The sequence below is a fragment of the Pseudomonas sp. Hz4 genome (genome assembly GCF_054898165.1).
The window spans coordinates 4584718-4597702 of the sequence record NZ_CM142719.1 but is presented as its reverse complement, the minus strand read 5'-3'; the positions used below and the strand labels follow the sequence as shown (position 1 = coordinate 4597702).

The window sequence follows — 12985 nt, the reverse complement described above, 5'->3', positions numbered from 1 at the left end:
ATTCCTTCCTTGATTGGCGCGCAAGTGTCGCGCCAGTCAGGACGCAAGGCAATGGTTGCGTTGCGTAACATAGGGCCACTAAGCTCAGGCCCCAACGATAAGATTCAGCCGCCGAGGTTTTACCTATGCCGCAGCAATGGCCCGCCGCCGACATCGCCCGAATGATCCTCGAAGGCTTTGACAATTATCGCGAGCATTTCCGCCAGATCACCGACGGCGCCCGAGCCCGCTTCGAGCAGGCCAAGTGGCAGGAGACGCAATCGGCGTCGGCGGCGCGGATCAATCTGTATGAAGAAAAAGTCGGCGAAACAGTGGAACGGCTGCGCATCGCTTTCGACACCGACACGCTGGATGTCAGTTGCTGGCCGCTGGTCAAAAGCGCTTACATCACCTTGATCGACCTGCGCTTCGACGATGAACTTTCGGAGACCTGGTACAACTCGATCTTCTGCGGGTTGTTCAGCCACGACCTGATCAGCGACGGCTGCATGTTCATTCACACCACCCGGCCGAGCCTGCGCCGGGCCCGCGCCGCGCAAACCCGCACGTACAAGCCCCAGGGCCAACTGTCCGGGATGCTGGCGAGCATTTTTGCCGACTACCGCTTCAGCGAGGATTACGCCAACCTGGCGGGCGACCTGTCTCGACTCGAAGGGCAATTGCGCGAGAACCTGCCAGACTGGGTCTGCAAGGATCCGGAGTTGAGCGTCGAACTGTTTTCCTCGGTGCTTTACCGCAACAAGGGCGCGTACCTGGTTGGGCGCATCTACACCCAGGACGAACAATGGCCGCTGGTGATTCCGCTACTGCACCGTGAAGGCCGCGGGATTCAGATCGATGCGCTGATCACCGATGAAGCGGACGTGTCGATCATCTTCTCGTTCACCCGTTCGTATTTCATGGTCGATGTGCCGGTACCGGCGGAGTTCATCGGTTTCCTCAAACGCATTCTGCCGGGCAAACACATTGCCGAGCTGTACACCTCGATCGGTTTCTACAAGCACGGCAAGTCCGAGTTCTACCGGGCGCTGATCAATCACCTGGCCAACACCGACGACCAGTTCATCATGGCCCCGGGCGTGCGTGGCATGGTGATGAGCGTGTTTACCCTGCCGGGTTTCAACACCGTATTCAAAATCATCAAGGACCGCTTCTCGCCGTCGAAGAACGTCGACCGCGCCACGGTGATCGAGAAGTACCGTTTGGTGAAAAGCGTCGACCGGGTCGGGCGCCTGGCCGACACCCAGGAATTTGCCGACTTCCGTTTCCCATTGAGCAAATTCGACCCGGCGTGCCTGGAAGAGCTGCTTGAGGTGGCCGCGTCCACGGTGTCGATCGAGGACGACACCGTGCTGATCCGCCATTGCTGGACCGAACGGCGGATGACGCCGTTGAACCTTTATCTGGAAAATGCCAACGACGCTCAGGTCCGCGAGGCGCTGGAAGATTACGGTCTGGCGATCAAGCAACTGGCGGCGGCAAACATCTTTCCGGGCGACATGCTGCTGAAGAACTTTGGCGTCACTCGTCATGGGCGGGTGGTGTTTTATGACTATGACGAGATCTGCTTCCTGACTGAAGCCAACTTCCGTCACATCCCGCTACCGCGTACGCCGGAAGATGAGATGGCGTCCGAGCCGTGGTATTCGATTGGGCCGCTGGACGTGTTTCCTGAGGAGTTTCCGCCGTTTTTGTTTGCCGATTCCGGACAGCGCAAGTTGTTTGATCAGTTGCATGGTGAGTTGTACAACGCTGATTACTGGAAGAGCCTTCAGGAAGCCATTCGCGCCGGCAAAGTGATTGATGTGTTTCCTTATCGGCGTAAGGGCCTCGATAACGAATAGGGTGCACAGATCGTTCCCACGCAGAGCGTGGGAACGATCACATGGCGGCGCAAATCTGCGACAATCCGCCCCCTGCGCCACCAGACAACTTATTGCGTACCTGATGACTGACGAATCGCCTTCAATCGACAAACTGCTGAAAAACCTCGATCACGCCATGCTCGCCGACCGCCACCGGCTGCGGCGGCAGTTGCTTGAACTGCGCCAAAAACCTGATGAGGCCAAGCTGGCCCAGTGGGTGACGCGCATGCAGGCGTCCTGTGATCAGGTGTTGGCGCGGCGTGCCAGCCTGCCGGTGATTCGTTACGACGACAGCCTGCCGATCGCCGCCAAACGCGACGAAATCAAAGAAGCGCTGCTCAAGCACCAGGTGCTGATCATTGCCGGTGAAACCGGTTCGGGTAAAACCACCCAGTTGCCGAAGATCTGCCTGGAAATCGGTCGCGGTCAGCAGGGTCTGATCGGTCACACCCAGCCCCGTCGAATCGCCGCCCGCAGCGTGGCGAGCCGGGTCGCCGAAGAACTGGCGACGCCGTTGGGCGCGTTGGTTGGTTATCAGGTGCGGTTCGAAGATCAGAGCGATTCCAACACCCTGATCAAACTGATGACCGACGGCATCCTGCTGGCGGAAACCCAGAACGACCGCTACCTCGAACGCTACGACACGATCATCGTCGACGAAGCCCACGAGCGCAGCCTCAATATCGACTTCCTGCTGGGTTACCTGAAAACCCTGCTGCCGCGTCGTCCGGACCTGAAAGTCATCATCACCTCGGCGACCATCGACCTGGAGCGCTTTTCCAAGCACTTCGACGATGCGCCGATCGTTGAAGTCTCGGGCCGCACCTTCCCGGTGGACACTTGGTATCGCCCGCTGACCCTGGAGCAGGACGAAGAGGGCAACCGCGTCGAGGATGACTTGACGGTGGATCAGGCCATTCTCGCCACCCTCGACGAAATCGCCGCGTTCGAACGCAGCGAGCGCAAGAGCCCCGGCGATGTGCTGGTGTTCCTGCCCGGCGAGCGTGAAATTCGCGACGCGGCGGACATGCTGCGCAAGGCTCAGCTCAAGCACACCGAGATTCTGCCGTTGTACGCACGCTTGTCGCCGGCCGAACAGCAGCGGATTTTCCAGTCGCACCCAGGCCGTCGCGTGGTCCTGGCGACCAACGTCGCGGAAACCTCGCTGACGGTGCCGGGCATTCGTTACGTGATCGACAGCGGCACCGCGCGCATCAGCCGCTACAGCTACCGCGCCAAGGTTCAGCGTCTGCCCATCGAAGCGATTTCCCAGGCCAGCGCCAACCAGCGTAAAGGTCGCTGCGGGCGGGTAGAACCGGGCATTTGCATCCGCCTCTATGGCGAAGAAGATTTCATCGGTCGCCCGGAATTTACCGACCCGGAAATTCTGCGGACCAACCTCGCGGCGGTGATTTTGCAGATGCTGCATCTGCGCCTCGGCGAGATCACCGATTTCCCGTTTATCGAGCCGCCGGATGGCAAGGCCATCAGCGACGGTTTCAACCTGTTGCAAGAACTCTCGGCGGTCGACCGCAACAGCCAGCTGACCCCGCTGGGTCGGCAATTGGCGCGGTTGCCGGTGGACCCGCGCATGGGCCGCATGCTGCTGGAAGCGGCGAAACTCGGCAGCTTGCAGGAAGTGCTGATCGTCGCCAGCGCCATGTCGATTCAAGACCCGCGCGAACGTCCGCCGGAGCGTCAGCAAGCGGCGGATCAGGCGCACGCTCAGTGGAAAGACGTGGACTCGGACTTCGCCGGGCTGGTCAATCTGTGGCGTGGTTTTGAAGAACAGCGCCAGGCCCTGACCGCCAGTCCGCTGCGCAATTGGTGCCGCAAGAATTTCCTGAATTACCTGCGTCTGCGCGAATGGCGCGACTCTCATCGCCAGTTGAGCCTGATCTGCCGCGACATGCAGTTGAGCCTCAACAAGGAACCGGCGGATTACCCGAAACTGCACAAAGCCGTGCTCTCGGGGCTGCTCAGCCAGATCGGCCAGAAAACCGAAGACGGCGACTACCTTGGCGCCCGTCAGCGGCGCTTCTGGATTCACCCGTCATCGGGTCTCGGCAAGAAACGCCCGCAATGGCTGATGGCTGCGGAGCTGGTGGAAACCACCAAGCTTTACGCGCGGATGGTCGCCAAGATCGACGCCGACTGGATCGAACCGTTGGCCGGGCACCTGATCAAGAAAAACCACTTCGAACCCCATTGGGAGAAGAAGCGCGGTCAGGTCGTGGCCTTCGAGCAAATCACCTTGTTCGGGCTGATCGTGGTCGGTCGCCGGCCGGTGCATTACGGGCCGATCGACCCTGTGGTGTCTCGTGAGTTTTTCATTCGCGAAGGCTTGGTGCGCGGCGAGATTCAGTCCAAGGCCAAGTGCCTGACGGCCAATGCGCAGTTGCTGGAACAGCTCGACGAACTGGAAGCCAAGGCTCGCCGTCGCGACATTCTGGCCGACGAAGAAACGCTGTTCGCCTTCTACGACGCGCGACTGCCGGCAGAGATTCACCAGACCGCCACATTCGACAGCTGGTACCGAGTCAACAGTCAGAAAGACCCGCAGCTGCTGATCATGCGCGAAGAAGACGTACTGGCTCGCGAGGCCAGTGAAGTCACCGCCCTGCATTACCCGGACACCTTGCACATCGGTGATCTGGAGTTGGCGCTGAGTTACCACTTCGAACCGAATCACCCGCGCGATGGCGTGACCCTGCGCGTGCCGGCGCCGTTGTTGCCGATGCTGCCGCCGGAGCGTCTGGAATGGCTGGTGCCGGGCGTCATCGAGGCCAAGTGCATCGCGCTGGTGCGCAACCTGCCCAAAGCCTTGCGCAAGAACTTCGTGCCGGTGCCGGACTTCGTTAAAGCCGCGTTGCAGCGCATGACCTTCGCCGAGGGCTCATTGCCGCAGGCGTTGGGCCGGGAGCTGTTGCGCATGACCGGTGCGCGGGTCAGCGATGAAGCCTGGGCGCAAGCGTCGCAACAGGTCGACAGCCACTTGCGGATGAACCTGGAAATCGTCGACGGCCAGGGCAAGTTCCTCGGTGAGGGGCGAGATCTGGCCGAATTGACCGCACGCTTTGCCGAAGCCAGCCAAGCGGCGCTGGCCGTACCGCAAACCGCAAAAAACCAGCAACCGGTCGAGCCGAAAGTCTTCGCCGCCGTCGCCGAGAAAACCCAGCAAAAGATCGCCGGGTTGTCGATGACGGTCTATCCCGCGCTGGTGGAAGAGAGCGGCACGGTCAAGGAAGGGCGTTTCTCGACCCCGGCCGAGGCCGAGTTCCAGCATCGTCGCGCGTTGCAGCGCCTACTGATGCAGCAACTGGCTGAACCGGCGAAGTTCCTGCGCGGCAAGTTGCCGGGGCTGACCGAACTGGGTTTGATGTACCGCGAATTGGGGCGCATCGATGCCTTGGTGGAAGACATCCTGCTGGCCAGCCTCGATAGCTGCATTCTCGACGGTGAAGACCCGCTGCCGCGTGATGGCGCCGGGTTGGCGTCACTGGCCGAACGCAAGCGCGGCGGCTGGACTGAGCACGCCGAACGGCTGGCGAAGCTGACGCTGGAGATTCTCAAGCTCTGGCACGGCCTGCAAAAACGCTTCAAGGGCAAGATCGACCTGGCGCAAGCCGTGGCCTTGAACGACATCAAGCAGCAACTCAGTCATTTGGTGTATCCGGGTTTTGTACGGGAAACCCCGATGCAGTGGCTCAAGGAGCTGCCGCGCTATCTGAAAGCGGTCGAGCAGCGCTTCGAGAAAATCGGCGCTCAGGTGCAGAGGGATCGGGTCTGGAGCGGCGAACTGTCCGGCCTGTGGACGCAATACCAGACTCGCGCGAAAAAACACGCCCAGGAAGGCAAACGCGATCCGCAACTGGAACTCTATCGCTGGTGGCTTGAGGAATACCGGGTTTCGCTGTTCGCCCAGCAATTGGGGACCAAGGTGCCGATCTCCGATAAGCGTTTGAACAAACAATGGACACAAGTCGAGCCGTAGCTTTCGATCTCGCAAAAGGGGCCAAACACCAGCGTTTATGGCAAACTTCGCGCCTATAAACGTCGGCCCCGCAGTTTTGAGCCTTCACAGGCCAGGGCGGATCGGAATAAAGCGATGCCAGGTTTGCTTCCCGTGACGGGAACAGACTCTTTGTGTGTTGGTACGTCGGTGCCAACGCTTTCTGCCTGAACAGATTAGAGAAACGACCATGCATAACGTCGTCATCAGCGGCACCGGCTTGTACACCCCGGCCAACAGCATCTCCAACGAAGAGCTGGTGCAGTCTTTCAACGCTTACGTCGCGCTGTTCAATGCCGACAATGCCGACGCCATCACGCGCGGCGAAATCGAAGCGTTGACCGAGTCCAGCGCGGCGTTTATCGAAAAAGCGTCGGGCATCAAAAGCCGCTTTGTCATGGACAAGGACGGCATTCTCGACCCGCAACACATGGCGCCACGCCTGCCGGAGCGCTCGAATGACGAGTGGTCGGTGCTTTGCCAAATGGCCATCGGTGCTGCCGAGCAAGCCTTGCAGCGCGCCGGCAAGACCGCCGCGGACATCGACGGCGTGATCGTCGCCTGCTCCAACCTGCAGCGGGCCTATCCGGCCATCGCCATCGAAGTTCAAGAAGCCTTGGGCATTCAGGGTTTCGGTTTCGACATGAACGTCGCCTGCTCCTCGGCAACCTTCGGCATTCAGTCCGCCGCCAACAGCGTGCAACTGGGCCAGGCCCGGGCGATCCTGATGGTCAACCCGGAAGTCTGCACCGGTCACCTGAACTTCCGCGACCGCGACAGCCACTTCATCTTCGGCGACGCCGCGACTGCCGTGGTCATCGAACGCGCCGACCTGGCGACGTCCAAGCATCAGTTCGATGTCGTCAGCACCAAGCTGCTGACCAAGTTCTCCAACAACATCCGCAATAACTTCGGCTTCCTTAATCGCGCGGCGGAAGAGGGCATCGGTGCCAAGGACAAACTGTTCGTGCAGGAAGGTCGCAAGGTGTTCCGCGATGTCTGCCCGATGGTCGCCGAGCTGATTGCAACGCACCTGGAAGAGAACGCGCTCAACATCAGCGACGTGAAACGCTTCTGGCTGCATCAGGCGAACCTCAGCATGAACCACCTGATCGTCAAGAAACTGCTGGGCCGTGAAGCCTCTGAAGAAGAAGCCCCGGTGATTCTCGACACCTACGCCAACACCAGCTCCGCCGGTTCCGTGATTGCGTTTCACAAATATCAGGATGATTTGGCCGCCGGTTCACTGGCAGTGCTCAGCTCGTTCGGCGCCGGTTACTCGATTGGTAGCGTGATTCTGCGCAAACGTTGAGGTGGACTGCTGTCGTTCTTTCCTCTGATTCGCCAGACGATTCCTACATTCGAAACAGTCGGGACGCGGTAGTTTTCGGAAATATCAGCAAGACTTTGCCTACGGCCAGGTCTTGCTGTTTTCATTTTCGCGGTCAGGACAGGGGATGTGTAAATGGCAGCTGACGACGCGCAACTGCTCGAGCGATTGCTGGCGGGTGAGCAACAGGCTTTCAAAGAGTTGGTCCAGACCTACCAGAGCGCCATGCGCGCAGTGGCGTACGCCATCGTAGGTAACCGACATGCCGACGAAGTGGTGCAGGACTCGTGGTTGTCGGTGGTGCGTAACCTCAAAGGGTTTGAGGGGCGTTCGAGCCTCAAGACCTGGTTGCTGACCATCACCGCAAACTCGGCCAAAGGTCGCTACAAACAAAACCGCCGGGAAGTCTTGCTCGATGACCTTCCATCGCCTCACGGCACCCTCGATGACGATCGTTTTTCGCCTGGCGATGGCCACTGGCTGATCGCTCCGTTCGCCTGGCATCAAGACACGCCAGAGGCGCTGTTGACCGAAAACGAGCTGCGCGAATGCCTGGAACACACGTTGCTCAGCTTGTCGGAGCTGCAAAGCAGTGTTTTGTTACTTCGCGAGCGTCAGGGGCTGGAGCTGGAAGAGATCTGTAATCTTCTGGACGTCTCGCTCTCCAATGTTCGCGTGCTGCTGCATCGAGCACGGTTGAAGGTCTTTGCGACCGTAGAACATTTTGAGGAAACCGGCCAATGCTGACCTGCAAGGAACATGTGGCGCGTTCCAGTGATTATCTCGATGGCCAGTTAAGTTTTCGTGAGCGGCTGATGGTGCGCCATCACCTGATGTTCTGCCCTAATTGCCGGCGGTTCATTCGGCAGATGCGTTTGATGCAGGCGACGTTGCGCGTCTTGCCGGAGGAGGCTGTGCTGGATGTCGATGCTCTCGCCGAACGTCTCTCCGCGGAGCGTCGCAAGGACCTTCCGTAGATTCGTGGAGTCACCGCAGGGAAGAGAAGCAGGCCAGCGTGGATGTATCGAACGGATGATGGGGATCGATCCATCCACGCCAGACTGTAAAGGCGCCTCAGGCATCCATGACCTGAGGCGTGGAGCGGCACTGCTTAGAACTTGGCTTCTGCGTCCAGTTGCAGGGTGTTGATTTTCGAATCCCGCAGGGTGGCGTTGGTGTAGTCGGAGTCAGCCATGAGGTACGTCGCGCCGAGGGCGAAGTTCTTGTCGATCTCGTAGCTCACTTTCAGCTTGCTGCCGCGCGAACCGGTGAAACCGTTGGCGAAGTCGGAGTCGGTGAAGGCGCCGACCACCGCGTTACGCTGTACGTCGCGGTAGTTGTAGTCCACTGCGAAGCCGTAGAACTTGGTCTTGACGCCAGCCAGCCAACCCATGTCCTGATCGTTGCTGGCATCGTCGTTGGTGACGATTTGACCGTAAAGCGACAGCGGCATTGGCAGGCCGCCGATGTCGAGCTGACCAAAGCCTTCGTACAGTTTGAACTGTTCGTTCGCAGTGTTGCCGTTGACGGCCAGTCGGCATGTTGCCGCGGCACACGTATTGTTGATGTCGTTGTCGTTGTCGTAAGCGTAGAGACTGCCGCCCAGAGTCATTTTCAAGTTGTCGGTGATCGCGAAACGCGCGCCCAATTGGCCCGCGTACAGACGCAGGTCATGACGGAACTGCTTGCCTTCGCCGTCGACGTTGTCCTTGAGCGTGTAGTGACCGGCGCTACCGAACATCTCGACAGGGCCCAGCGCGTGCTTGTAGGTTGCTGCCAGACCTTCGGGGCTGATGTCGCTATCCCAGATGATGTCGCCGGTGCTCACCCACGGTTGCGCCATCTTGCCGCCGATCAAGTGCAGGTCCTTGATGGCCGTCGGGTGGTAATCCACGTAGCCCTGGTCCAGCCAGATATTCTTCTTGGTGAAGTTGTTGTCCAGGCTCTGGTTGGTGGAGCGCGAATCGTTGTCGCTGCCCGTGGCGATCCGGATACCGGTGTCGACTTGCGGGTTGATTTCGGTGTAGGCACCCAGACGCACACGAATGCGTTGACGGTCCTGGTCGCCAGTGTTGGAAACACCATCGTTCTTGACTGTTTCCTGACGGAAACGAACATCGCCCTTGAACTGGGTCTTGGCAGCCCACGCCAGTTTCTGGTCGAAGGTGCTCAGTTCATTGGTTTTCTTCGCGGTCGCCGCGATCTGCTCGTTGCTCTCTCGCTGAGCCTGACGGGCGATTTGCTGGTCTTTCTGATCCCTGGCCAGCTCGGCTTGCAGTTCGGTGTACTGCGCAGGCGAAATCGAGCCGTTTGCCTTGAGCATGTCGAGCAGTTTGGCGTCGACTGCGGCGCTGGCCGGAACGCTCATGGCCAGCAACAGTCCGCCACACAGGGCTGCCGCAGTTTTCGTGGAAGCAAGACGCATATCAATCTCCGAAGATGAGAGAGGATGACTGAGCCATCCAGGACACAACCGACCGTTGACGGGCGGAAAACAGTGGCCGGGCTAGAACCCGACGCTCTAAAAACAGGCGCCAGTATCGCGATGGTTTATGACAGAGCAGTGGCAATGTGATGGCAACTCGATGACGATATAAAGTCGTCACGAACTATTGAGCTAGAGCGCTGTCGTCGAATCGCTCGTGTGCAATGCAGAGCGATAAGCGATACTCGCGGTGCTTTCACGCCATGAAGAGTGAGGATGGTGATGCCGTTGCAACGTCTGCAAAGCCTGTCGGAAATCGCCCCGCACACGTGGGATGCGTTGGTCCCCGATACTCAGCCATTTTTGCGTCACGCTTTTCTGCGCGCGCTGGAAGACAGCGCCAGCATTAGCCCCCATTCCGGATGGCAGCCCGAGCATTTGCTGCACATCGAAGGCGATCGTCTGATCGCCGCGCTGCCCAGTTACCGCAAATGGCATTCCTACGGCGAGTACGTGTTCGATCATTCTTGGGCCGATGCGTGTGAGCGTGCCGGTATCGATTACTACCCCAAACTGTTGACGGCCGTGCCGTTCAGTCCGGTCAGTGGCCCGCGTTTGCTGGCAGCTACTCTCGAGGACGGATTCGAACTGTTGAAAAGCCTGCCCGGCTACCTTGAGATCGAACAACTTTCCAGCGCCCACATCAACTTCACCGATCCTTTCACCGACGCAGCATTGGCCGAGCAGCCGGGTTGGTTGCAGCGAATCGGCTGTCAGTACCACTGGCAGAATCGCGGGTATCGGGATTTTCAAGACTTCCTCGACGTCCTCAGTTCGCGCAAGCGCAAGCAAATGCGCAAGGAACGCGAGCAGGTGGCGGGGCAGGGCATTGATTTCGAATGGCTCGAAGGTAGGCAACTCGATCAAGCCCAGTGGGATTTTGTGTATGCCTGCTACGCCAACACCTACGCAGTGCGTCGGCAAAGGCCTTATCTGACGCGGGAGTTTTTCAGCCTGTTGGCTGAGCACATGCCGGAGTCGATTCGTGTGGTGTTGGCCAAACAAGGTTCACGCCCAGTCGCGATGGCGTTCAGTCTGGTGGGCGGAGACAGTTTTTACGGCCGCTACTGGGGCTGCCTGGCAGAGTTCGACCGCCTGCACTTCGAGACCTGTTTCTATCAAGGCATGGACTACGCGATTGCCAATGGTTTCCAGCGATTCGATGCCGGCGCCCAAGGCGAGCACAAGTTGATTCGCGGGTTTGAACCGGTGATCACTCATTCATGGCACTACTTGCGTCATCCTGGTCTGAAAGCCGCCGTCAAAGACTTCCTGCAGCAGGAACGCGTTGGCGTGTTGGCGTATGCCGAGGAAGCGAGGACGGCCTTGCCTTATCGGCAAGACTGATCTTCGCTCCGACAGTCAGCAGGGAACGATCGGCCGGGAGATTCAATCGATCCCGACAAAACCACCGGTTTGATGCTGCCACAACCGCGCATACAACCCGCCATGGGCCAGCAGTTCGGCGTGGCTGCCGGTTTCGGCGATCTTGCCGTTTTCCAGCACTACCAGTCGGTCCATCCGGGCGATGGTCGAGAGCCGGTGGGCGATGGCGATCACGGTTTTGCCCTGCATCAGGGTTTCGAGGCTTTCCTGGATCGCCGCTTCGACCTCCGAGTCCAGCGCAGAAGTCGCCTCGTCCATGATCAGGATCGGCGCGTCCTTGAGCAGCACCCGAGCAATTGCAACCCGCTGGCGCTGGCCGCCGGAGAGTTTCACGCCGCGTTCACCGACATGGGCATCGAAACCGGTGCGGCCTTCGGCGTCCGACAACAACGGGATGAACTCGTCGGCTCGAGCCTTGTGTGCCGCTTCCCAGAGTTCGGCGTCGGTGGCGTCGGGTTTGCCGTAAAGCAAATTGTCGCGGATCGAGCGATGCAGCAGGGACGTGTCCTGGGTGATCATGCCAATACGCTCGCGCAGGCTTTCCTGGCCCACTTCAGCAATGTTCTGCCCATCGATGAGGATGCCTCCGCCCTCCACGTCATAGAGGCGCAGCAGCAGGTTGACCAGGGTCGACTTGCCGGCACCGGACGGACCGATCAGGCCGATTTTCTCGCCAGGCTTGATGGTCAGATTGAGGTCGCCGATGATCCCGCTCTTCTTGCCGTAATGGAAATCCACGTGCTCGAAACGCACTTCGCCACGGGTGACCGCCAGCGGTTTGGCCTGTTCGCGATCGGTGACGCTGACCGGTTGAGAAATGGTCTGCAAACCGTCCTGGACCATGCCGATGTTTTCGAAAATACCGGTGACCACCCACATGATCCAACCGGACATGTTGACGATGCGGATGACCAAACCGGTGGCCAGGGCAATGGCGCCTACGGTGATCAGCGACTGGGTCCACAGCCACAGGGCCAAACCGGTGGTGCCGACGATCAGCAAGCCGTTCATGCTGGTAATGACCACGTCCATGCTGGTGACCACGCGGCCAGCCAGTTGGGCTTTTACGGTCTGTTCTTCGATCGCTTCCTTGGCGTACTGCTGCTCGAAATTGGTGTGGGCGAACAGCTTCAGGGTGGTGATGTTGGTGTAGCCATCGACGATCCGCCCCATGAGTTTGGAACGCGCTTCGGACGACACCACCGAACGTTCCTTGACCCGTGGTACGAAGTAGCAGAGGGCGCCGATATAAGCGGCGATCCACGTCAGCAGCGGGATCATCAGTCGCCAGTCGGCTTCGGCGAATAGCACCAGCGAACTGATCGCGTAGATCAGCACATGCCACAGCGCGTCCACTGCCTGCACGGCCGAATCGCGCAACGAGTTGCCGGTCTGCATGATGCGTTGGGCGATGCGCCCGGCGAAGTCGTTCTGGAAAAAATTCAGGCTCTGTTTGAGCACATAACTGTGATTCTGCCAGCGGATCAGACTGGTCATGCTGGGGCTCAGGGTCTGGTGCACCAGCAGGTCATGCAGGCCAACAAAAATCGGCCGAAAAACCAGGGCTACCACCGCCATCCAGGCCAGCTCGATGCCATGTTCCTTGAAGAAATCGACGTCAGGCGTGCCTTGGGTCAGGTCGATGATGCGACTCAGGTAACTGAACAGCGCCACTTCGATCAGCGCACCGATCAGACCGACGAACAGCAGGGCAGCGAAACTCGGCCAGACCTGCTTCAGGTAATAGGTATAGAAAGGCAGAACCCGATCCGGCGGAGCCGCCGTCGGGGCGTCGCGGAATATGTCGATCAGTTTCTCAAAACGGCGATAAAGCATCAGTTCTCCGCCCGCGCACGGGCTCTCCTTTGAACAGTGTGAGCGGCGCACTCCGGCAGCCGCTCAAGACT

General features: G+C 59.4%; 8 protein-coding genes. 6 read left to right on the top strand and 2 right to left on the bottom strand.

Annotated elements, in window-relative coordinates; genetic code table 11:
* Positions 1–125: 125 nt before the first annotated feature.
* The 5 genes from aceK (at position 126) to ACYZTR_RS20920 (ending at position 8184) form a co-directional block, all read left to right on the top strand.
* Positions 126–1844 carry a bifunctional isocitrate dehydrogenase kinase/phosphatase gene (gene aceK, locus ACYZTR_RS20940; protein ID WP_461973597.1) on the top strand — a complete coding sequence of 573 codons (1719 nt, stop codon included), beginning with the start codon at positions 126–128 and terminating at the stop codon, positions 1842–1844.
* Between the two features lie 103 nt (positions 1845–1947).
* A complete protein-coding gene (gene hrpA, locus ACYZTR_RS20935) occupies positions 1948–5859 on the top strand; it encodes an ATP-dependent RNA helicase HrpA (RefSeq protein ID WP_461973596.1) in 3912 nt (1303 codons plus the stop codon).
* 208 nt (positions 5860–6067) lie between these two features.
* A complete protein-coding gene (locus ACYZTR_RS20930; RefSeq protein WP_461973595.1) occupies positions 6068–7189 on the top strand; it encodes a beta-ketoacyl-ACP synthase III in 1122 nt (373 codons plus the stop codon).
* A gap of 153 nt (positions 7190–7342) precedes the next feature.
* A complete protein-coding gene (locus ACYZTR_RS20925; RefSeq protein WP_461973594.1) occupies positions 7343–7954 on the top strand; it encodes an RNA polymerase sigma factor in 612 nt (203 codons plus the stop codon).
* Entirely contained in the window at positions 7948–8184 is a 237-nt protein-coding gene (locus tag ACYZTR_RS20920) for an anti-sigma factor family protein (RefSeq protein ID WP_461973593.1), read from the top strand. Before ACYZTR_RS20925 ends, ACYZTR_RS20920 begins: the two co-directional genes overlap by 7 nt.
* A gap of 134 nt (positions 8185–8318) precedes the next feature.
* On the opposite strand, the gene ACYZTR_RS20915 is transcribed toward ACYZTR_RS20920, so the two are convergent.
* Positions 8319–9632 carry a putative porin gene (locus ACYZTR_RS20915; RefSeq protein ID WP_461973592.1) on the bottom strand — a complete coding sequence of 438 codons (1314 nt, stop codon included), beginning with the start codon at positions 9630–9632 and terminating at the stop codon, positions 8319–8321.
* Between the two features lie 282 nt (positions 9633–9914).
* Between ACYZTR_RS20915 and ACYZTR_RS20910 the strand changes: the two genes are divergently transcribed.
* Positions 9915–11039: a GNAT family N-acetyltransferase gene (locus tag ACYZTR_RS20910; RefSeq protein WP_461973591.1), complete on the top strand. Its 1125-nt coding sequence runs from the start codon at positions 9915–9917 to the stop codon at positions 11037–11039.
* Positions 11040–11081: 42 nt separating this feature from the next.
* Here ACYZTR_RS20910 and ACYZTR_RS20905 read toward each other — a convergent pair whose 3' ends face one another.
* Positions 11082–12914, bottom strand: coding sequence for an ABC transporter ATP-binding protein (locus ACYZTR_RS20905; RefSeq protein ID WP_461973590.1), 1833 nt, complete (start codon positions 12912–12914; stop codon positions 11082–11084).
* Positions 12915–12985: the final 71 nt, after the last annotated feature.

Bases quoted from the DNA above. Each gene is read 5' to 3' on its own strand.
- aceK (WP_461973597.1), top strand. From the start codon at position 126: ATGCCGCAGCAATGGCCCGCCGCCGACATCGCCCGAATGATCCTCGAA.
- hrpA (WP_461973596.1), top strand. From the start codon at position 1,948: ATGACTGACGAATCGCCTTCAATCGACAAACTGCTGAAAAACCTCGAT.
- ACYZTR_RS20930 (WP_461973595.1), top strand. From the start codon at position 6,068: ATGCATAACGTCGTCATCAGCGGCACCGGCTTGTACACCCCGGCCAAC.
- ACYZTR_RS20925 (WP_461973594.1), top strand. From the start codon at position 7,343: ATGGCAGCTGACGACGCGCAACTGCTCGAGCGATTGCTGGCGGGTGAG.
- ACYZTR_RS20920 (WP_461973593.1), top strand. From the start codon at position 7,948: ATGCTGACCTGCAAGGAACATGTGGCGCGTTCCAGTGATTATCTCGAT.
- ACYZTR_RS20915 (WP_461973592.1), bottom strand. From the start codon at position 9,632: ATGCGTCTTGCTTCCACGAAAACTGCGGCAGCCCTGTGTGGCGGACTG.
- ACYZTR_RS20910 (WP_461973591.1), top strand. From the start codon at position 9,915: ATGCCGTTGCAACGTCTGCAAAGCCTGTCGGAAATCGCCCCGCACACG.
- ACYZTR_RS20905 (WP_461973590.1), bottom strand. From the start codon at position 12,914: ATGCTTTATCGCCGTTTTGAGAAACTGATCGACATATTCCGCGACGCC.